This window comes from Flavobacterium cupreum (genome assembly GCF_003996965.1).
Classification (GTDB): Bacteria; Bacteroidota; Bacteroidia; order Flavobacteriales; family Flavobacteriaceae; genus Flavobacterium; species Flavobacterium cupreum.
Genome location: NZ_QWDM01000017.1, coordinates 1 through 22,283, shown reverse-complemented (window position 1 = coordinate 22,283; position 22,283 = coordinate 1). Strand labels below are relative to the sequence as shown.

15 protein-coding genes are annotated in these 22,283 nt (G+C 38.6%); 3 read left to right on the top strand and 12 right to left on the bottom strand.

Annotated elements, in window-relative coordinates:
- Nucleotides 1–80: 80 nt before the first annotated feature.
- The 3 genes from D0817_RS20720 to dinB are packed head-to-tail and all read right to left on the bottom strand — an operon-like array spanning nt 81 to nt 4,979.
- Nucleotides 81–710 (bottom strand): alpha-ketoglutarate-dependent dioxygenase AlkB family protein, encoded by a 630-nt coding sequence (locus D0817_RS20720; RefSeq protein ID WP_127340271.1) that lies wholly within the window; start codon nt 708–710, stop codon nt 81–83.
- A 30-nt stretch (nt 711–740) separates the two neighbouring features.
- Entirely contained in the window at nt 741–3,794 is a 3,054-nt protein-coding gene (locus D0817_RS20715; RefSeq protein ID WP_127340270.1) for a DNA polymerase III subunit alpha, read from the bottom strand.
- A 3-nt stretch (nt 3,795–3,797) separates the two neighbouring features.
- The gene (gene dinB, locus D0817_RS20710) at nt 3,798–4,979 is read right to left on the bottom strand and encodes a DNA polymerase IV (protein ID WP_127340269.1); all 1,182 of its coding nucleotides are present in this window, start codon (nt 4,977–4,979) and stop codon (nt 3,798–3,800) included.
- An 86-nt stretch (nt 4,980–5,065) separates the two neighbouring features.
- Between dinB and D0817_RS20705 the strand changes: the two genes are divergently transcribed.
- The gene (locus D0817_RS20705; RefSeq protein WP_127340268.1) at nt 5,066–5,842 is read left to right on the top strand and encodes an XRE family transcriptional regulator; all 777 of its coding nucleotides are present in this window, start codon (nt 5,066–5,068) and stop codon (nt 5,840–5,842) included.
- Nucleotides 5,843–5,969: 127 nt separating this feature from the next.
- Here D0817_RS20705 and D0817_RS20700 read toward each other — a convergent pair whose 3' ends face one another.
- The 9 genes from D0817_RS20700 to D0817_RS20660 all read right to left on the bottom strand — a co-directional run bounded on the left by D0817_RS20700 (nt 5,970) and on the right by D0817_RS20660 (nt 18,239).
- The gene (locus D0817_RS20700; protein WP_127340267.1) at nt 5,970–7,688 is read right to left on the bottom strand and encodes an ATP-binding protein; all 1,719 of its coding nucleotides are present in this window, start codon (nt 7,686–7,688) and stop codon (nt 5,970–5,972) included.
- A 547-nt stretch (nt 7,689–8,235) separates the two neighbouring features.
- On the bottom strand, nt 8,236–9,363 hold the full coding sequence (locus tag D0817_RS20695; RefSeq protein WP_127340266.1) for a sensor protein KdpD: 1,128 nt from the start codon (nt 9,361–9,363) through the stop codon (nt 8,236–8,238).
- Nucleotides 9,364–9,597: 234 nt separating this feature from the next.
- A complete protein-coding gene (locus D0817_RS20690; protein WP_127340265.1) occupies nt 9,598–10,674 on the bottom strand; it encodes a porin in 1,077 nt (358 codons plus the stop codon).
- 410 nt (nt 10,675–11,084) lie between these two features.
- Complete coding sequence (locus D0817_RS20685; protein ID WP_127340264.1) at nt 11,085–11,672, bottom strand: K(+)-transporting ATPase subunit C; 588 nt, start codon at nt 11,670–11,672, stop codon at nt 11,085–11,087.
- 168 nt (nt 11,673–11,840) lie between these two features.
- Entirely contained in the window at nt 11,841–13,874 is a 2,034-nt protein-coding gene (gene kdpB / locus D0817_RS20680; RefSeq protein ID WP_127340263.1) for a potassium-transporting ATPase subunit KdpB, read from the bottom strand.
- 205 nt (nt 13,875–14,079) lie between these two features.
- The gene (gene kdpA, locus D0817_RS20675) at nt 14,080–15,801 is read right to left on the bottom strand and encodes a potassium-transporting ATPase subunit KdpA (RefSeq protein ID WP_127340262.1); all 1,722 of its coding nucleotides are present in this window, start codon (nt 15,799–15,801) and stop codon (nt 14,080–14,082) included.
- Nucleotides 15,802–15,906: 105 nt separating this feature from the next.
- A complete protein-coding gene (kdpF, locus tag D0817_RS20670) occupies nt 15,907–15,984 on the bottom strand; it encodes a K(+)-transporting ATPase subunit F (protein ID WP_072975519.1) in 78 nt (25 codons plus the stop codon).
- A gap of 167 nt (nt 15,985–16,151) precedes the next feature.
- Nucleotides 16,152–16,433 carry a DUF7674 family protein gene (locus D0817_RS20665; RefSeq protein ID WP_127340261.1) on the bottom strand — a complete coding sequence of 94 codons (282 nt, stop codon included), beginning with the start codon at nt 16,431–16,433 and terminating at the stop codon, nt 16,152–16,154.
- Nucleotides 16,434–16,898: 465 nt separating this feature from the next.
- Nucleotides 16,899–18,239, bottom strand: coding sequence for a sigma-54-dependent transcriptional regulator (locus tag D0817_RS20660; protein ID WP_127340260.1), 1,341 nt, complete (start codon nt 18,237–18,239; stop codon nt 16,899–16,901).
- Nucleotides 18,240–18,416: 177 nt separating this feature from the next.
- On the opposite strand from D0817_RS20660, the gene D0817_RS20655 reads away from it, so the two are divergent.
- Together D0817_RS20655 and D0817_RS20650 are read left to right on the top strand one after the other, a co-directional pair.
- Complete coding sequence (locus tag D0817_RS20655; protein ID WP_127340259.1) at nt 18,417–19,646, top strand: polysaccharide deacetylase family protein; 1,230 nt, start codon at nt 18,417–18,419, stop codon at nt 19,644–19,646.
- 96 nt (nt 19,647–19,742) lie between these two features.
- Nucleotides 19,743–20,750 carry an LLM class flavin-dependent oxidoreductase gene (locus tag D0817_RS20650; protein ID WP_127340258.1) on the top strand — a complete coding sequence of 336 codons (1,008 nt, stop codon included), beginning with the start codon at nt 19,743–19,745 and terminating at the stop codon, nt 20,748–20,750.
- Nucleotides 20,751–22,283: the final 1,533 nt, after the last annotated feature.

Sequence of the window (22,283 nt, the reverse complement as noted above, 5' to 3'; positions counted from 1 at the left end):
TTGTTTTAGAAAGATGATTTTGAGATTCTTTTCTGACGGAAAAGCCATTTATTATTGAAATTAAAGAGCCTTTTTTTAAACTATTCGGCTATCCTGTTCGTTCTTCTGAAGGTCAGATTGATTCTCGGCAGTACTTTTTTGGCTGTCTTAGGCACCTGATGCTGCCAGAAACTGTTTGTAGTTCCGGACATCAATAAAAAAGAACCGTGATGGAGCGGGATTTCAACCTGGGCAATGTCTTTTCGAAACTTATGACGCAGTCGGAACATCCTGGTTTCGCCAAAAGTAACAGATGCTATAACGGGATTTTTGCCCGAATTGTGCTCCTTATCGCTATGCCAGGCCACGCTGTCGCTTCCGTTTCGGTATAAATTAAGCAGCAGGCTGTTAAAATCCAGCTGCGTTTCTTTTTCTACGCGGCTTCTGATGGTCAGGAGTTCATAAGTCCAGTCCGGGCCATTCTGGTCTGCTCCGGGATTATCTTTATCTTCATACCACGCAATCATTCTGGGAGCCGTGACAGTTTTGTCAAAAATTTCCATTTCATATCCTCTCCATTTGGTGTGATGAAGGAGTTTTTCATAGTAATGATCAGATTCTTCTTTGGTGAAGAAATTGTCAATCAGGATCAGTTCGGTGTCAGGCAGTTCAAATACGGTTTTTCGGCTACGACCTGAAGTAAATAATTCGGTATCATTAAAGAGTGTCATAATTTATTTTTTTAAGTATATAGCTTTGGTTTAAAATTTCATTCGATGTCTCGGCAGATTAATTTCGTGTCCCTGCGGATAGGGTTCGCGATGCGTAGGGCTAACATCTTCCTTAATTAACTGCTGTGTCTTATACTGATCTTTAGCATCCATATAACGCGGATCAGGAATAAAAGGCATTTTGGACATCTTGGTAATCGTAATCGTCGGAAAGTGATAATCAACTTCCACAGTTCCTAACAGCAAATAACAGCCTCCGCCCTGAAAAGGATACTGTACCAGGCAATCAGGGAAATGTGCTGTATCAAAATAAGTCCCTTCATGATCGATCCAGGTTCCGAAATACATGTTTCCTTTTTTGGTTGGAACCTGTTTTCTGGAAATCAGATAGGCCAGCATACGAACTTGTTTTTTATGATGGGCGACTAAATCTTTGGCCATAACGTCGCCACGGTGTCTGGTCTGCAAAAGATCAAAAACAGTACAGGAAACCGGAAAACTTAAAAGTTCAATTTCATCAAAAGCATCTTCAAACATGGAACGTTCCAAAGTAGGAAGTTTATATTCTTTAACCGGTTCCTGTAGCAGCATCAGGCCTCTGTTTTCGGGTTTGAAATTATTTAAAAGCAAACTCGCAATGACTAAAAGCTGATTCTTGGTTTTTCCCGTAAAACGAAAAGCATCTATAAAAATCAAAATTTTCATGCTTTCAATCCCAATCGGAATACGGTTGATGAAATCCTCCAAAGAAAGAAAATCACCGTTTTTCTCCCGGTCTGATTCGATTAAATGAGCGGTTTTGGAGTCTAAGCTCTGCAGGTGCATAAAACCGAGATAAATAGCAGTGCCGTATACGGTGGTCTGATATTCGCTTTTATTCACACACGGATTAAGAATCGTAGCGCCGGACATTCTCGCTTCGTGCACATACACTTCGGTTCTGTAAAAACCGCCCTGGTTATTGATCACCGCTGTCATAAATTCCACAGGATAATTGATCTTAAGATATAAACTCTGATAACTCTCTACCGCATACGAAGCCGAGTGTGCCTTACAGAACGAAAACCCAGCAAAGGATTCAATCTGGCGGTAAATTTCCTGACTAAGTCCTACAGGATGTCCTTTTGCGGCACAGCAGGCAAAGAAATTATCTTTTACTTTTTGCAAAGCTTCCGCCGATCGTCCTTTTCCGGACATGGCACGACGCAGAATATCACCATCTGCAGCGGGAAGTCCTCCGTAATGCTGGGCAATTTTAATCACATCTTCCTGATACACCATAATGCCATAGGTTTCGCCAAGATGTTCTTTGAACACATCATGAAAATATTGAAACTGATCCGGATTGTTATGGCGAAAAATATACTCTTTCATCATTCCCGATTGCGCTACCCCGGGACGAATAATAGAAGAAGCGGCCACCAGAATTTTATAATTGTCGCAATTAAGCCGGCGTAACAACCCGCGCATGGCCGGACTTTCGATATAAAAACAGCCAATGGTTTTGCCTTGTGCCAAATGAACATTGCAGACCGCTTCGTTTTTGGAAATCGAAGTGTCCCGAATATTAAGTGTAATACCCCTGTTTTTTTCGATCAATTTTACACTGTCGTCAATATGTCCGATGCCGCGCTGGCTTAAAATATCGAATTTTTCAAAGCCAATTTCCTCAGCAATATGCATATCAAAAAGCACGATAGGAAACCCTTTTGGAGGCATTTCCAACGGCGTATAATTGGTAAGGGGGTCTTCAGAAATAATGATTCCGCAGGCATGCATACTACGCTGATTGGGATATTTACCCATCATCATGCCGTATTCCTGAACCAGTTTAACAATAGAATTGGTTTCGTGTAATGCCATCGGATTTTTGGCCAGCATGTCCAGCTCTTCTTTTGGAAGGCCAAAAACTTTTCCGACTTCCCTAAAAATAGACCGATACTTAAATTCGACATTCGTTCCGCAGAAAGCCACATGATCGCGACCATATTTATCGAAGATATATTCTAAAATCGTATTGCGTTCTTTCCAGCTCCAGTCGATATCAAAATCGGGCGGACTTTTTCGGTTGAGGTTTAAAAAACGTTCAAAATATAAATCCAGTTCTATGGGGCAGATATCGGTAATTCCCAAACAATAGGCGATGATACTATTGGCACCGCTGCCACGGCCAATGTGCATAAATCCCTGACTGTTGCTGTATTGTACAATATCCCAGGTAATTAAAAAGTACCCGCTGAATTGTAATTCATCAATTACTTTCAGTTCTTTTTCGATGCGTTTTTTGGCCAGATCATGATTTTCACCATAACGCCAAATTAAACCTTCATGTGCCAGTTGCGTTAGTTTTGCGATGTCACCTTCGCGATTTTCAGTAAAAAACTTTTTGTTTTTAGGCGTTTTAAAATCATATTCAAAATTACAGGAAGAAATGATATGTTGGGTATTGGCTATAATTTCAGGATAATTTTCATAATAAGGCAAAAGTGCTTCCAAAGGCAGCATTTTTTCAGAAGTTTTACAATAATCCCCGGCTGTTAGTTTTGATAAAATAATGTTGGTATCAATAGCCCGCAGGATTTTGTGCAGGTTAAATTCTCTTTTATTTCTAAAAGTGACCGATTGAAGCATCACCATTTTAGAGATTTTACTTTTCAATTCTGAAGTAAAAAGCCTGGAAATTTCCTCCGGACGAATGCCGATAAATTCATTTTCACGCAGTGTCTCAGGAGCATTTTCCAGCGTATAAACCACAAAAACCGATTTGAATGGGGGAGCGACTAAAGGCAGGGATTCCCCGCTGAAATTATATTCCGTTAAAAAACGGTTCATTTCGGCCAGCCCTTCCGCATTTTTAGCCAGCCCGATATAGCGGAATTGATGACTGGAGCGAAATTCGATTCCGACCAATGGTTTTATTGCTGCTTTATCACAGGCTCTTATAAAATCATAAATTCCGGTTACGGTATTGATGTCTGTCAGTGCCATACCTTTTACACCGCACGAAACTGCTTCCTCAATGAGATGATCAAGAGGAATCGTGCCGTAGCGAAGCGAATGAAAAGAGTGGCAGTTGAGGTACATGATTTATTTGATACGTTTTAAAATTTCGTCTTTGTTATTCGGTTTAAAGGATGCTCCGGCACAACGCATTACGGCATCGAAACCGTACCTGGTTTTCATTTTATCCATCGCAGCATAAAGGGATAGCATTTCCTGGGTATCTTCGAAAAGATCAATCTGGTACGTGCCGCGAACGAGTCCGCTGAAGCGAATACCGATCAGTCGGATACGCATACGCCGCTGGTAAACTTTATCAAATAAATCGTTTACATTTTTATTTAAAATATGATCGGCTGAAGTGTAAGCAATTTTGCATTGTTTGGTTTCAGTGTCAAAATTGGCGTAACGTATTTTAACAACAACGGTTGAGGTTAGCCATTGCTCAGATCGCAGCTGAAAAGCCAGTTTTTCGACCATACCGACCAATATCGATTTTAGCATGGTGATGTCGATAGTATCCTGCGAAAAAGTATGTTCGGTTGAAATAGATTTTCTTTCGGAATACGGTTCTACAGGAGTGTGATCAATGCCATTGGCTTTTTTCCAGATGTCCAGCCCGTTTTTACCAATCATTTGTTGTAAAACTTCAGGAGGCATTTCAGATAAAGTCTGAATTTTACGCACGCCAATTCTTGATAAAAGCTGAAAAGTCACAGCTCCGACCATTGGTATTTTCTGAATTGACAGCGGATTTAAAAAGGTCTGTACATTTCCTTCCGGGATTTCCAGGTTCCCTTTTGGTTTGCCTTCTCCGGTAGCAATTTTAGAAACCGTTTTATTGACAGATAACGAAAAACTAATCGGAAGTCCGGTGGCTTTAATTACCGACTGTGCAAGTTCATTCGTCCATTTGTAACTTCCGTGAAATTTGTCCATTCCGGTAATATCCAGGTAAAATTCGTCGATGCTGGCTTTCTCCATAACCGGTGCTTTTTCCTGAATGACCTGTGTAACATCATGCGATAATTGCGAATACAATTCCATATCGCCCTTGATGATTTTAGCATCAGGACATAATTTCATGGCCATTTGAATAGGCATGGCAGAACGAACTCCAAAACGACGGGCTTCATACGAACAAGAGGCTACAACGCCACGGTCACCACCACCAATTATCAGGGGAATTCCTTCTAATTGTGAGTTGATTAACCTTTCACAGGATACGAAAAAGGTATCCAAATCCATGTGTACAATTGCCCGTGTCATTTTTTTGTTTTTGTAAGAGACAAAATTAGCTCAGGTTGTAACAAAAATGATTATATTTGTTGTTCCAAATTATAACAAATTAAATTATGTCCTTATTTTCAGATAACATCAGAGCATTGAGGGTTAAGCATAAAATATCTCAGGAGAAATTAGCTGAAAACCTTAGAATTACCAGAGGAAGATACGTTAAATACGAAGATGGAACCTCCGAAGCACCCTATGATATTTTAAAGCAGATTGCTTTATATTTTCATATGAGTATTGATTTATTATTGTCTGTCGACATCCGTAAAATCAATATAGAAAACCTCATAAAATTAGAAGGTAACCGGCTTATTTTACCCATACAAGTCGATAGTTCCGGGGAGAATTATATCGAAATTGTATCTCAAAAAGCAAAAGCGGGTTACCTGAACGGATATGCTGATCCGGAATATATCGAGAGCCTGCAGCAGGTTTCCCTTCCGTTTTTAGGACCTGGAAAACACCGTGGATTTCCGGTAGAAGGAGATTCGATGCCGCCACACGAAGACGGAAGTATCATCATTGGCCGTTACGTGGAAAGGCTGGGAGAGGTGCTCGACGGAAAAACGTATATCCTGATTACCAAAAGTGAAGGCATGGTCTACAAGCGTCTGAACAAAAACAAAAAGAATGCACTAGTCTTAGAATCCGATAATCGTTTTTATCCGAATTATGAAGTGAAAGCTTCGGATATTCTGGAGATTTGGGAATACGAGTGCAATATCGGCCGCAGCGATAAACGCCATGAAGTGACAGAAACCCAGAGTATGAAAGACCTGCTGCTGGAAGTGAAACGGGAAGTTATGGAAATCAAGAATAATACTTCGGGTACGAATTAGGTTCTGACAATTAAGCTTTGGTTTTATAACGGATTGTCACCCTGAACGGAGTCGAAGGCTGGATCAGGCAAAAGGTCTTCGACTCCGCTCAGACGGACAATCGTAAATATTAACTCCTGCTTGATTTTCAAATGTTTAATGAAAACCAAAAAGTGCTTCCCAGTCCTAAATTGCTTTCTACGCCAATGGTTCCGTTTTGGGCTTCAATGAATTCCTTACTGATCGCCAGCCCCAGTCCCGTGCCTGATTTCCGGCTGCCCGGAATCTGAAAATATTTATCGAAAACCTTGTCTTTGTACCGCGCATCAATTCCTTTTCCGGTATCAATAACCTGAAATAAGATTTGATTGTTTTCCTCTTTCAGTTTAATCACAATAGTACTTTTTTCAGAAGAATACGTAATGGCATTTGATAAATAATTGATCAAAACCCAGCCCGTTTTTTCGCTATCTGCTTTTACATCCGGTAAATTTTCATTCGCATCAATGACCAATTTTATTTGCTTTTGGTCTGCCTGTACTTTTACAGCTTCCTTTGCATAATTTACAATGTTATACGGATTGCTTTTTTCAATATTCAGCTGGATATTCCCTGTTTCCAATTGTGATAAATTGAGTAATTCGCCCGTTATTTTCAATAAGCGCTGACTATCTTCTTTAATACTTTCGACCAATTGATTCTGATCTTCATTCATGGCACCTGTTTTGGCATTTTGCAGCAATTGTAAACTTAGTTTAATAGAAGCGATAGGGGTTTTCAATTCATGGGAGACTGTCGCTATAAAATTGGTTTTCGCAAAATCGAGCTCTTTAAAAAGTGTAATGTTTCGAAGAATGATCACATCGCCAATATTGATTTCTTTTTCTTCACCTGTCGGCGTTATGGTGATATTGATTTTTTCTTTATCAAAATAACTTTCTTTTCCGTTGGCAAAAATCTTTAAAGGCTGTTTTTTCGAATTGTCATTTTCTTCTTTGAAAAGTAACGAACGTACCAGATCATTTGATAAAGCCAGGGTAGAAGCAGCTTTTGAAACCACATCCTCAGCTTTCAGTCCGATGATTTTCAGGGCTTCATCGTTGGCAAACAAAATCAGTCCTTCATTGTCTAACCCAATAATAGGATCGTGCATATTATTGATAAGCGTTTCCAGTCGTTTTTTCTCAAAGAAAAGCTTGTACAAATTACTGTTGTTGTATTCCTGAAGTTTTTGCGCCATGGTATTAAACGATTTGGCCAGGTCACCATATTCGTTATGATTGGTAAAATGTACACGCTCGGAATAATTTTTATTGGCAATTTCCTTAATGCTCAGGGTGAGTTCCTTAATCGGGTTCGCAATATTATTCGGTAGGTTAATCAGTAAGTTAAAAGCAATCAGAAAACATAAGGTACCTACAACGGCAATCAGCAAATTGGCATTTTCAGCGGTATGTTTCGCAATATCGCTTTTTTGTTTTATGGCATTCATGTTGAGTTTCATGATCTCAAAAATGTCTCTCCTGATCTGTGTTTTGGCAGCCTCATCGATATTGTTTTTTTCCAAAAGAGCAAAATTTCCCTTCAGGTTATCCGTTACTTTTTTCTCTCCGTTCTCCGTGATATTCTGCGTTTGTTTTTGAAGATTTTTTTTAAAAGTACTAATCGCAGGATCCGCATCCGTACTAATTTCATCTAACGATAAAAGCATATTTCTGGAATATTCCAGGGTATTGTAATTCGCTTTCAGGATATTCTCGGTGTCTGCTTTTATTAAAAAGACAGAATAGGCACTTACTAAAGAGAGTATGATGATCATCAAAAATAACAATCCAACGCCCAGATTTAATTTGGTTTTAATTCTCATGATGTCATTGCGAGGAACGAAGCAATCTCATCCTCTAAATTTAATTATTTATTTTTTTTTAAACCATCTAAGTAATATAAGTAAATATAAGTTGGTGGCGTATAGTTAAGGTAAAGCAATTCACGCACTCTGTTAAATGAACTTATATAACTTATATGGTTAATTTCTGATTACATTATTTTTTTGAACCATGTAAGTAATATAAGTAAATATAAGTTGGTGGCGTATAGTTAAGGTAAAGCAATTCACGCACTCTGTTAAATGAACTTATATAACTTATATGCTTAATTTCTGATTACAATATTTTTTTGAACCATGTAAGTAATATAAGTAAATATAAGTTTGGTGGCGCATAGTTAAGGTAAAAGCAATTCACGCACTCTGTTAAATGAACTTATATAACTTATATGGTTTAATTACTCATTACAATTTTTTTTTGAACCATGTAAGTAATATAAGTAAATATAAGTTTGGTGGCGCATAGTTAAGGTAAAGCAATTCACGTATTCTGTTAAATGAACTTATATAACTTATATGGTTTAATTTCTCAGGATAAAATAACAAGGTCAACATTCGATAAAGACAGCCTGTTTAATAAACGCCTGAAAATCGTTGTTGACAAAATTACTTTAAATAAATTCAAATGTGGTTTTCCGATGCAGACAGTTGTAATCTGTTTTTCTTCGACCATCATCAGAATGGCATCAGCAATATTTTTATGTTCGGTTTTTAGGACTTCTGCACCTAATTGGGTGGCCAGTTTAAAATTATTAATCAAATGGCGCTGTTTATCCAACGCAATTTTGATGCTGCTTTCTTTCGGTGTTTCCACATACATTACATACCAGCTTCCATTGTAGTAACTCGCGAGCCGCGCTGCTTTCCGAATTACAATTTTAGCTGTTTTGTCGTTACTGCTAATACAGGCCAATAGTTTTTCATGTTTCAAAGCTTGTAGCTGCGGTACTTCACTTTCTACTTTACGGACTACCTGACTCGCAACTTCCTTTAAAGCCAGTTCGCGCAGCTGTAAAATCTGCTCCGATTTAAAAAAGTTCGTCAGGGCAGTCTGAATTTTATCGGGCGTATAAATTTTGCCTTCTTTCAAACGGGCAATCAAATCCTCTGAAGTCAAATCAATATTCACGACTTCATCAGCAATTCGTAAAACATTATCCGGAATTCGTTCCTGAACATCAATGCCTGTGATGCGTTTTACGTCTTCGTTTAAACTTTCAATATGCTGAATATTAACTGCCGAAATCACGTTGATTCCCGCTTCCAGAATCTCCAGAACATCCTGCCAGCGTTTTTCATTTTTGCTCCCTTCTACATTCGTATGCGCCAATTCGTCTACAATGACAACTTCCGGCCTAAGGTTGATAATCGCCTGAACATCGAGTTCTTCGAGTTCTTTTCCTTTATAAAAAATAGTCCGCCTCGGAATCACCGGCAGACCAAACAATAACTCATGTGTCTCCTTTCGGAGATGCGTTTCGATGTAACCAATTTTTACATCAATTCCGTTCTTCAGCAGCGAGTGCGCTTCCTGCAGCATTCGATACGTTTTGCCCACACCGGCACTCATCCCAATGTAGACCTTAAATTTTCCTTTCCTGGATTTCTGAATTAAATCAAGAAAGTGCTGTGCGTTATTTTCTTTTTTCTGTTCCATATGGTTTTGCCACGAAGGCACTAAGTCGCAAAGTTTTTTTTTAGCCACGGATTTCACAGATTAAAATGATTTTTCAATGGCTTTGTATAGGTTTTATTTGCCACGAATCACACAAATTTTCACGCATTGCCAGCCAATTTTATTGTTTCTTTTTAATAAAAATTAGTGCTAATTCGTGTGATTCGTGGCGAAAAAAAATCCTTTTAATCTGTGAAATCTGTGGCAAAATAATTTTTAGAAAGAAATCGCCAGCGAAGTCGTTACAAACGTATTCGTATCCGTTGGAAGATTGTCTTTTGTAAATATTTCATCCTTACTCGAAAGATTTCGGGCTTCTATTCTAAACATTACAGTATCACTAACTAAGTAATCAAAGTTAGCTGAAAATCCGTAAGTTTTAAAACCATTTGGCGTTTCAGTCGTGATAATCACACCTTTTTCATCACTGTAATATTCTCCTCTTGCAGCCAGCTGAATCTTATCTGTCGGTTTGTATTGCAGAATCAGAACAGGCGAAAACCAGGTGTCGTATTTAGTACTGTTTTTAGCCGCTTGTTGTGAACCAACATCAAAACCGGCTGTTATATTTGTTTTATCCGTAACTTTAAATTGCCCGTAAAAGTTATTAAAATAACGCCATTTTTTGTCCATATCCGGCTGCTCATTTCCGACATACGTACTCCAGTTCAAAACAACCCGATCAGATGGCTTGTACGTAACCTGCGTTCCAAAAGCTGGCGTTTGATTGCCTTCTGCTTTTTGGGTACGCTGCCAGCCATTCAGGTACATCCCGGCCAGATACCATTTTCCGGATTCAGAGGTGTAACCAATTTTAACTCCCGTTTCGTAATACGGAGAATTCTCCGCCAGAATACTTCTTGTTAAAGTCTGGCAATCTTTCCCAATCGCACTTTCAAAACCGATGTGCGCCGGCATAATCCCTGCATCAATCCATAAATTATGGTTTTGCGAAATCTTTACGCCGACATTGGCCTCGTATACATTTTTTAACAAACCCTGTTCGGCAGTCATGTTGTATTCGGCATATGTTCCGGCCATTAAGGCAAAATTTCCGCGAATATTATCTTTCGAATAATTTACTTTTGCCAAACCCAGATTCAGGTTCACTTCATTGCTTTTATTATAGTTGTAAAAAAATCCGGGACGTGTATGATCTTCTGGTTTTGCAAAATCATAACTGTAATAAACGTCCACATATCCTGAAAATGTAAACGGACTTTTTGTTTCTTCCTGAGCGTGTAAATGGCTAAAACCGAAAGCGATTAAAGCAGTAACTATTATTTTTTTCATTTTGTTTTTCATTACGAGGGACGACCTGTTCGGCGGGGCGAAAGGAATCGTCCTCTTATTTAAATTAATTATTTAATAATTTTTTTTAGGAGCTAATCCTGCTATCCGTTTCAATCTTTTGTGCCGAACCCCGGCACAAAAGGATTTCCACTACTATCAGGGCTAGTCCTTTTGGGTAAAAAGGGCTTTTTGTTTTCCCTGCAAGATTTTCAAACCTTACAATTATTTATTTTGCCTTCTGGTTTGTCATTTCGACGAAGGAGAAATCACATATCGAGAATCGGCATGCAGAATTACCAGACGTGAGTTTCCAGTGTGATTTCTCCTTACGTCGAAATGACACAAATTGACGGCAATAGTTGTCAAACCCGACAGGTTTTCAAAACCTGTCGGGTTTGAAACTTAGAACCTTATTGACTAAGCACCTCAGAACCTTTCGCAGAACCTTTCTTAGAAAGCTGATCCAAAGCCACATTCAATTCCAAAACATTAATGGTTTCAGGTCCAACAACAGCTGTGTTAATTTTAGATTCCACCAAAGCTTTTACTTTATCTTCCGTTAATTTTCTTTCTTTGGCAACCCGTTTCACCTGAATCAAAGCACCTTCCGGTGAAATATTCGGATCCAGTCCACTTCCCGAAGCTGTAACCATATCCGACGGAATCTCTGATTTCTTTAAATAAGGGTGCACGATTAAAAACGTATCGATTCTTTTTTGAACCAAAGCCAGGTATTCGGCATTACCTGGCCCTTTGTTGCTTCCGGCACTTCCGGCAGCGTTATAATCCACAGCCGAAGGTCTTCCCCAGAAATAATTCGACTTATCGAATTTCTGACCGATTTTCTGGTATCCAACCACTTTTCCGTTAACAGAAATCGTTTCTCCTTTTCCCTGATTCGGAGCAAATTGTGCAATTCCGTAAATTGCAAGGGGATAAATAACTGCAAACAAAATGATAGTAAGCAGTGTCAGTTTTAATAGTGAAAATATTTTCATTGTGTTATTTTTTTATAGTTTCTAAGGCACTAAGGGGCTAAGGTTCTAAGCTTCTCTTTTGTACTTCGTATCTTAAGAACTTGTTTTTGAAATTTTAGAAGACGTTGAGGTTTTAAGTTTCTAAGGTTTTTTTATCTCAAGACCTTAGAAACTTAGAGCCTTAGCAGCTTACATAAACAGGGCTACGAGTAAATCAATTAATTTAATTCCGATAAAAGGCACAATCAATCCGCCTAAACCATAAATCAAAAGGTTTCTTTTCAGGATCGCACTTGCACCGATGGGTTTATAATCAATACCTCTCAACGCTAATGGAATCAATATCGGAATGATAATAGCATTGAAAATTACCGCTGATAAAATGGCACTTTCAGGGCTGTGCAGACGCATGATATTCAATCCTTCGAGCGCAGGAATCGCAGTAATAAAAAGAGCAGGAACAATAGCAAAATATTTCGCAACGTCATTTGCAATAGAGAAAGTAGTTAAAGTTCCGCGAGTCATTAAAAGCTGTTTTCCAATTTCGATGATCTCGATAAGTTTGGTTGGGTCATTGTCAAGATCGACCATGTTTCCGGCTTCTTTGGCAGCCTGGGTTCCGCTGTTCATGGCAACACCTACATTCGCCTGCGCAAGGGCAGGAGCATCATTGGTTCCGTCACCCATCATGGCAACCAGTTTACCCAGGTTTTGCTCGTTTTTGATGTAGTTCATTTTATCCTCAGGTTTCGCTTCAGCAATAAAATCATCAACACCTGCAGCTTCGGCAATAAATTTCGCCGTAAGCGGATTATCTCCGGTCACCATCACTGTTTTGACACCCATTTTTCTCAAACGGTCAAAACGTTCTTTCATTCCGGTTTTAATGATATCCTGCAATTCGATAACACCCTGAACCTGATTGTTTTTAATCACCACTAATGGAGTTCCGCCGTTTGTAGAAATGTCTATTACTTTTTGCGCAGTATCTTCAGGAAAGCTATTTCCTGCCTGAGCAGCAATGTTTTTTGCTGCGTCCTGAGCGCCTTTTCTAATATTGGTTCCGTCTTTTAAAATAACTCCGGAAGTTCTGGTTTCTGCGGTAAATTTGATTAAAGTAGCACCTTCAATTGATAATTTAGTGGCAGTTTCGACACCTGCCAGTTCCACGATACTTTTCCCTTCCGGAGTGTCATCTGCTAATGAACTTAACACGGCAGATTTAATAAAATCTTCTTCAGAAACCCCTTTTGCAGGATAGAAATTCGTTGCTTTTCGGTTTCCTATCGTGATGGTTCCGGTTTTATCCAAAAGCAATACATCAATATCTCCGGCAGTTTCTACCGCTTTTCCTGATTTTGTAATCACGTTGGCACGCAACGCTCTGTCCATTCCCGCAATTCCAATGGCAGATAGCAAACCGCCAATTGTGGTTGGAATCAAACAAACGAACAAAGCGATGAAAGCCGCGATAGTGATCGGTGCATTCGCATAATCGGCAAACGGTTTTAGCGTTACACAAACAATCACGAAGATTAAAGTAAATGCGGCTAATAAAATGGTAAGAGCAATTTCGTTTGGTGTTTTCTGACGGCTTGCACCTTCCACCAAAGCAATCATTTTATCCAGAAAGCTTTCGCCCGGTTCAGAAGTTACAATTACTTTAATTTTATCAGACAGGACTTTTGTTCCTCCGGTTACCGATGATTTGTCACCTCCTGCTTCCCGGATTACAGGCGCACTTTCTCCGGTAATCGCACTTTCGTCGATAGTGGCTAAACCTTCGATAATTTCACCATCCGTTGCAATTAAATCTCCGGCTTCACAAACGAAAACATCTCCTTTTTTCAGTTCCGAAGAACTGATATTTTTGATTTCTCCGTTTGGCAGGATTTGTCTGGCAGGAGTTTCTTCACGTGTTTTTCTTAAACTGTCCGCTTGTGCTTTTCCTCTCGCTTCGGCAATAGCTTCGGCAAAATTGGCAAACAAAAGTGTGGCCAGTAAAATTAAGAATACAATTAAATTATAAGCAAAACTACCCTGGTCGGTTGCTCCCATTAAGATGGAAACACAAACGGCAAACATAATGGCAGTTCCTATTTCTACGGTAAACATTACCGGATTTTTGATCATCATTTTTGGATTCAGCTTCACAAAAGACTGCACGAAGGCTTCTTTTATCTGTTTGCTTTCAAATAACGATGTGGATTTATTAGTTGTCATTTTCTTATAAAAAGTTAAAATGTTATTTGTTAAATGTTATGCGGAATAAATTCATAAACTGTAAACATAATCAGTGGTTTCAACCACTGGAACGCAACGTATATCACAATCTTTACTCTTCGAAATTCGTGTCACGTGGTTGAAACCACGGGCTATGTTTGAAATATTTTATGTTTATTTTATGTATTTAAAATGTTCAGCATGTTTATTTTAGTGTAAAGTACTCCGCTAAAGGTCCAAGTGCCAATGCCGGGAAGAATGATAAAGCAGCAATAATTGCGATTACGGCAAAAACCATTACACCAAAAATAGAAGTATCCGTTTTTAAAGTTCCGGCACTTTCCGGGATGTATTTTTTATTCGCCAACAAACCTGCGATCGCCAATGGCCCAACGATAGGAATGAAACGGCTCAATAGCAACACAATTCCCGTAGTGATATTCCAGAACGGATTGTTATCGCCCAATCCTTCAAAACCGGAACCATTATTGGCCGCACTCGAAGTATATTCGTATAACATTTCAGAGAATCCGTGATGTCCGGGATTGTTTAGCCAGCCTGTTGCATTTCCGTTAAACCAGTATCCCATTGCAGTATCATGTGCTGCAAAATAAGAAGCCAAAGCGGTACCGGATAATATTAATAAAGGATGAAGAATCGCAATAAAAGCAGCAATCTTAACTTCCCGTGCTTCAATTTTCTTCCCTAAAAATTCCGGTGTTCGCCCCACCATTAACCCGGAAATAAATACAGCCAGAATGATGAAAATGTAGAAGTTCAGAATTCCGACACCACAGCCGCCGTAAAAGGCATTGACCATCATGGCAAGCAGTTCCATTGCACCGGAAACCGGCATTGAACTGTCGTGCATACTATTAACAGAACCAGTAGAAATTACCGTGGTTGCAATACTCCAGAACCCTGAAATGGCGGGTCCGAACCGAACTTCTTTTCCTTCCATAGCTCCGGTGGTTTGGGCAATTCCCATTTTTTCGATCGCAGGATTTCCGTTCATTTCACTCATCACTGTCGGAACAACAAGCAATAAGAATCCAACTGTCATTACTCCGAAAATTACATAGGATAATTTCTTTTTCTTTAGATAAAAACCTAAAGCGAAAATCATGGCAAACGGGATAATTAATTGGGCCCACAATTCAACGGCATTCGTAAAATAAGTAGGGTTTTCTAAAGGATGTGCCGAGTTGGCTCCAAAAAAACCACCGCCATTTGTACCAATATGTTTAATAGCAACAAAGGCAGCAGCAGGCCCGCGCGAAACATCTGCGTGATCGCCTTGTAAAGTAGTAATGGAATCTTTGCTGTCAAAATCCATTGGCGTACCGCTAAAAGCTAAAATAGTAGCGACAATAACCGAAAGAGGCAGCAAAATGCGCGTACAGCTTTTGAGGAAATAATCGTAAAAATTACCTAGCTTTTCAGTGGTTCTTTCTTTCATGGCATTGAAAATTATCGCTGCAGAAGCCATTCCAACACCGGCAGATACAAATTGCAGGAACATCAGGAACATTTGTGACAGGTAAGAAACCCCGCTTTCACCTGAATAATGCTGCAGGTTACAGTTGACCACAAACGAAATGGCAGTATTAAACGCCAAATCCGGGCTCATAGACGGGTTGTTATCGGGATTTAAAAACAACGATCCCTGAAACAACAAAACAAAAAAGCAAAGAAAGAACCAAAGCATATTGATACTTAAAAGTGCTTTTAAGTGCTGTTTCCAGTTCATTTCTTCAGTGGAATTGATACCGCTGATTTTAAAAATAAATTTTTCAATTGGATTGAAAATCGGGTCAAGCAACGTTTTATCACCCAAATAAACTTTAGCAATATATTTTCCTATCGGAATGGCTAAAACTATCGAAATGATAAAAATACTGATGACGCCTAGTAATTCTGTGTTCATAATTTTTTATATTTTGTGAGATGTGAACTGTAAAAAGTGAGATGTGATTTGTAAATGAAGGTTAACACCTAACCTCCAACTTCTCACTTATAACTTTTCACCGGATTAAAATTTTTCAGGTTTGATTAATACATAAACCAAATAGCCGAAAACGGCAATCGAAATAATAAATAGTGCAGTCATGATTTAGATTTTTTCAAAAAATTCAACTGATTTAAAACAAATCGCAAATAACACAACGGCAAGTGCGAGTAAAAGAAAAGTGATTAACATAGGTTTTGGATTATTAGATTATTGGACTATTAGATTTTAGACGGTTAACCAATTCGACAGTCAACCGATTAAACATTTTATACGCCTGAAGTATTAACTTGTTTGATATATTCCGCTTTAAGCGTTTGAGGGAAAAGGTGAGAAATGTTGCAGTGACGCATTTCCATAAAAGAAGAGACAGAGAAAATGTACACATTGGAAATGGCATTTTTGGTCTCGATACTTCCCGTAATAAACAAACGTTCAGCAAGTGCTAAGCATTTTTTTGCCCGAACGATATTACCTGAAATAATTGATTTTTTAGTGATATCCGCAAAACGCTCTGCTTGTTTGTAAATAGAATTGACTTGATTTTTCATGAGAATGAATTTTTATGTTCTTCCTCCTTATGCCAAAAAATGTTCCGAAAAAGTCAGGTTATAGCTAAAGCACTGTCAATAAAAGGAATGTAGTTTTGTGCCAAAAATTGGGCACAAAAAAAGCCTATCAAAATGATAAGCTTTTATTAAAATGATAGGCTAATTCCAGTCCCATCGAATCTGAAACTCACCAAAGCGATTGGAATTTAAAATTGACCCACAACGATAAGAATTGAAATTTAGATTTCATCCACAGCAATTGGAATTTGGAATTTAAAATTTACCCACAACCATAAGAATTGGAATTTAGATTTCACCCACAGCAATTGGAATTTGGAATTTAAAATTTACCCACACTATCGGAATTGAATTTATAATTCACCACAGCAGTTGGAATTTGGAATTTAAAATTTACCCACAACTATCAGAATTGGAATTTATAATTCACCACAGCAATTGGAATTTTTATTGAATCCCGTACTCCTCTAACTTGCGATACAAAGTCGCAATCCCGATTTCAAGTAAACGTGCAGTCTCGGCCTTATTGCCTTTGGTATAATTTAAAACCTTCTGGATATGCAGTTTTTCGATACTCTGCATAGAAAAAGCCGACATCGATTTGGTCGGTTTTTCAGGCTGATGCTGCATTTCGTAAGGCAGCACATCAGCGGTTAAAACGGTATCGCTTAAAATAACTGAGCGTTCAATAATATTTTTGAGTTCGCGAATATTTCCGGGCCAGGAATAGCTTTCCAATTTTTGAAGAAAGTCATTTGAAATTTCTAAAGTTTTCTTGTTTGTTTTTTCGGAGAATTGCTTCACAAAAGAAAGGCTCAAAGCACCAATGTCTTTAACTCTTTCTCTCAAGGGAGGGAGTTTGATTTCGAAAATATTGAGGCGAAAATACAAATCAGAACGAAAACGGTGTTCATCACTTTCTGTTTTTAAATCCCTGTTGGTCGCTGCAATTAATCTGAAATTGGACTTTTTTGGAACAGTATCACCAACCGGAATATATTCGCTGGTTTCTAAAACACGTAATAATTTGGCCTGCAGTTCAATGGGCATTTCCCCAATTTCATCCAGAAATAAGGTACCGCCATTGGCCTCTTCAATAAATCCTTTTTTATCTTTTAAGGCCCCGGTAAAAGCACCTTGTTTGTGGCCGAAAAGTTCGCTTTCTAAAATTTCCTTGCTAAAAGTACTGCAATTTAGGGCTACAAAAGATTTTCCGACACGGTTACTGTTTTCATGAATGGCCTGTGCGAAAACTTCTTTTCCCGTTCCGGTTTCTCCGGTAAGCAAAACAGTTGAGTCGGTTTTGGCTACTTTTTTGGCAAGATCAATAACCTGCTCAATTCCTTTCGACTTTCCAATAATGGTATCAAAAGAATATTTATCACCAATACGTTTCTCCAGCTGCTGTACCTTTTTTTGCAAATGTACTTTTTCGACAGCCTTATAGAGAAGCGGAATAATCTTGTCATTGTCATCTCCTTTTACGATATAATCGAAAGCGCCATTTTTCATGGCCTGAACGCCGTCTGCGATATTCCCGAAAGCCGTTAGCAAAATAACTTCAGTAAGCGGAAAACTTCCTTTAATATTTTGCAGGAAATCGACACCGTTTCCATCCGGCAATTTCACATCACACAAAACGACATCAATATCGGTTTGTTCGAGTTTCTTAAAGCCCGATTTCAGATCTTTGGCCTCCACAACTTCAAATCCTTCCGATTTTACAATGCGGGCCAGCAGACTTCTGAGTTTTTCTTCGTCGTCTATAATTAAAATTTTATGTGTCATTTGGAATATTGCTAAAGCGGATGTTATTTCGGAATACAAATTTAGGTTTAAAATCATTTGACTTCAGCATTCCGTATAAATTTCGTAAAAAAGCATTTTGAAGTATTGAAATTTCCTCTTTTCTAATCGAATTTTTTTAAAGAGATGTATCTTTAGAAGCTATTAATTACACCTCAAATGAAAATACTACCAAACCGAATAAAGCTATTAGTATTCGCAGCACTTCTTTTAACTACGGTTTTCTGTTTTGGAAATCATTCAAAACCTCAAAAAGACACTGTAAAAACTTCAATTATTTCGTTCAGGATAAAATTAAAATCTAATGAGAAGATCAGAATAATGCCGGCTTTTTTAAAATTCAACAAACATTTGGCGTATAGTTTTACTTTGGATGATGGATATCGATCGGCTTATCTAACTTCTTTTCCATTATTGAATGGCGGAAAAATTAGCGGTCCCATGGTCGACGAATGGAAAAGTGACCAGGGAGGCGACGGAACAAATTCAAAGGGGCTTTTTTACTCGGATGGAGTAGGGAATAAAATTCCGTTTAAGTTGGGATTGGCCATTAATGGCGGGGCTATTGGAGATTTTTCGGCTTACCGTGGACATCTTTCCTGGGCAGAAGTCAAAGAAATGTACAATTCCGGCTGGGATATTCTGAATCATGGGTTGCATCACGCGACCAAACACGGAACCAATTTTTTAACAGAAGTGACAGGGAACACGACTTCCATACAGCAAAATTTAGGTTTTACAATGTCCCAATTTGTGGTTCCAGGTGGCGAAAGCGATCCGGGCTATCATTTGGAATATGAAAAAGACGCGCTTGCAAACGGTTCTTTTTCAGTGGCCTCTTATGTCGGTGCAGGGCCAGTAATTAAGGTCAAAGACAAAGTAAATTTAGACAAAATGGTCTATTCCAGAGTTTTTGTACAGAGCTCAAAAGATACAATTGGGTTTAAAACCATGGATCGGTATTTGACGACTTTTGATTCGGTAGCTAAATTGCCGGATCCAATCTGGTACAATGCCTATACACACGGAGTGGGAAACGGGAATCTGTGGTCGTTGAGTATGCGTTTTACTGATTTCAAATATTATATGACAAGTATTGCCAATAAATACGGTTCAAAAGGCGATGATAGTCTCTGGATGGCACCGTGGCAGGAAGTATACGAATATATCTGGCTTCGCGACAGAATCAAAATCAATTATGTACAAAAAGGTAAAGAAGCAGAAGTTACAATTGAGCTTCCTGAAATTCCACCAACATTTAGATATCGTGCTATTTCATTGGCAATCGACACCCCCGCTAAATTTGAAACAGAATCAAAATCACCGGATGTTACAATTTCTGATGATGGAAAGAACAAACACAAATTGATTAACCTTCAATTCAAGTAAACACATTTGTATCTACAAACATTATAATTCTATTAACACGAAAGAATCCGGGCTTTATATGAAATGAATTAATTTTGCATAAAAGTTACATTATATATGAAAAAACCAATTTCAATCTCCATATTAGAACTCGCTATCATTACACAAGATAGCAACGCAACTGAAACATTTCAGAAAACAAAAGAAATAGCACAAGAGGCAGATACCTTAGGTTACAAGCGTTTTTGGCTGGCCGAACATCATAATATGGCACACGTTGCCAGTTCTGCAACAGTCGTCTTAATTGGTTATATCGCCAGTCAGACCCAAAATATCCGCGTAGGTTCCGGCGGAATCATGTTGCCAAATCATTCTCCTTTAATAGTAGCCGAGCAATTCGGAACACTGGAGACACTCTATCCAAACCGAATCGATTTAGGATTAGGAAGAGCGCCGGGAACAGATCAGCCAACAGCCGAAGCTATTCGAAAAGACTTTTTTGAACAGGCACAGCGTTTTCCTCAAAATGTAACCAAACTTCAGGATTATTTTTCAGCCGAAAATGCAACAGCAAAAGTAAGAGCATTTCCAGCCGAAGGCACAAATGTTCCCATCTGGATTTTAGGCTCAAGCATGGAAAGTGCAGCCCTTGCCGCCGCTTACGGATTGCCGTATGCCTTTGCAGGACATTTTGCACCACGCCAGATGATTCAGGCTTTTGAGTTTTACCGCGAAAACTTCCAGCCCTCTGCAATTTTAGACAAGCCCAAAACAATGGCCTGCGTCAATATCATTGCAGCCGATACAAATGAAGAAGCCGAGAGATTATCGACAAGTCTGTATCAAATGTTTCTTAACTTAATTAGAAATGACCGTAAAGGTTTGCAGCCACCCGTAGATTCACTGGATGATATCATGGGCGAAGAAGAACGTTTTCATGTCAATCAAATGACCGCATGTACGTTTACAGGAAACAAAGAGCAGCTCGAAACAGATCTTAAAAAATTCATCGACTACTCACGTGTAGACGAACTAATGGCAACAAGCCCAATTTTTGATCATCAGGCAAAACTAAAAAGCATTCGTATCACAAAAGAAGTGATAGATAGCATAAACACAATATAAGGAGATTTTTTCCTCTCCTATATATAAGGAATGATTTCGTATCTACAACCCGACAGGTTTCCAAAACCTGCCGGGTTTATTTTTTATACATTATATATAGGTACAGCAATTATTCTGTCGAGCTGAGCGCAGTCGAAGCTTTTGGAATTTGGAATTTAAAAATTTGGAATTTAATAAGAAGCTATTTCCCGCTGTCCGTTGCAATCTTTTGCTTTTTACAGAAAAAGCAAAAGGATTTCCACTTCCATCGGGGCTAGGGCAGTAGTTTTCGGAAGAAATTTACGTTCCATATAAGTACAAAGAAAAAACTTTGCGCCCTTGCGCCTTTGCGTGAACTAATAAATCTGCCGAATTTAAACGTATCTTTTCAGCAAACCACCCAAAAGCAAAAGGATTTCTACTTCGATCGGGCTAGGGCAGTAGTTTTCAAAAGAGATGTACGTTATATATAAGTATAAATAAAAAACTTTGCGCCCTTGCGCCTTTGCGTGAACCAATGAAGGCGTCAAATTTAAACGTGTCTTTTCAGCAACCACACAAAAGCAAAAGAATTTCCACTTCCATCGTGGCTAGCGCAGTACTTTCCAAAAGAGATGTACGTTATATATAAGTATAAATAAAAAGCTTTGCGCCCTTGCGCCTTTGCGTGAACCAATGAAGGCGTCGAATTTAAACGTATCTTTTCAGCAAACCACACAAAAGCAAAAGGATTTCCACTTCCATCTGGCCCAGGCATTGGTTTTCAAAAAAGATATTAGGGAAAAAAAGAAACTTTGCGCCTCTGCGCCTTTGCGTGAACCAATTCCATCCGGGGCCAGAAGAGCAGGTTTCAAAAGGAATTCGGTCTAAGAAGATACTGTTTCACCGGAAAACCCATCCAAAAAAGGAAACTTAACACCTTTGCGCCTTTGCGCAAAATCAAAAACCGCAGTAAAATCCAGTCTTGCGTTCTTTGCGAAACACACCAGCAGAGAAAAAAACTTAGCGTCTTTGCGGTAAAACCAGCCAAAACCATTTAATCCGGACAAAACTCAAAAAAACATTGGTTTGTAAAAAACGCAAAACCAGCGACTTATAAAAAAGATTAAAAAAAGTTGGAAAAAGGTATTGTTTAAGCGGATAAACTCCCTACTTTTGCACCCGCAACAGCGACTAACGTTCTCGGAAATACTGACAGGCATACGAATCAAACTGAAAATTTATTTTCAAAAAAAGATTCAAAAAAGCTTGTGAGATTTGAAAACGGATGTTACATTTGCACCCCGCAAAACATGGGAAGTTCATTGAGAGATTGGTAAGGAAAGATAAAGAGATGAGGCGAAAAAAAAGTTTCAAAAATTCTTTAAAAAATTCTTGCTAATTAAAAAAGAAGTTGTAGTTTTGCACCCGCTTTGAGAAACAAGCGAAAAGAAAAAGAAATACACGTTCGTAGACATATTGAATTGACAGCCGTTTTAACAGAGATGTTAGAACAAAAGAATAAAGAGTAAGATAATCGAGAGATTGATAAATGCACCGATAGAGACTGATTCG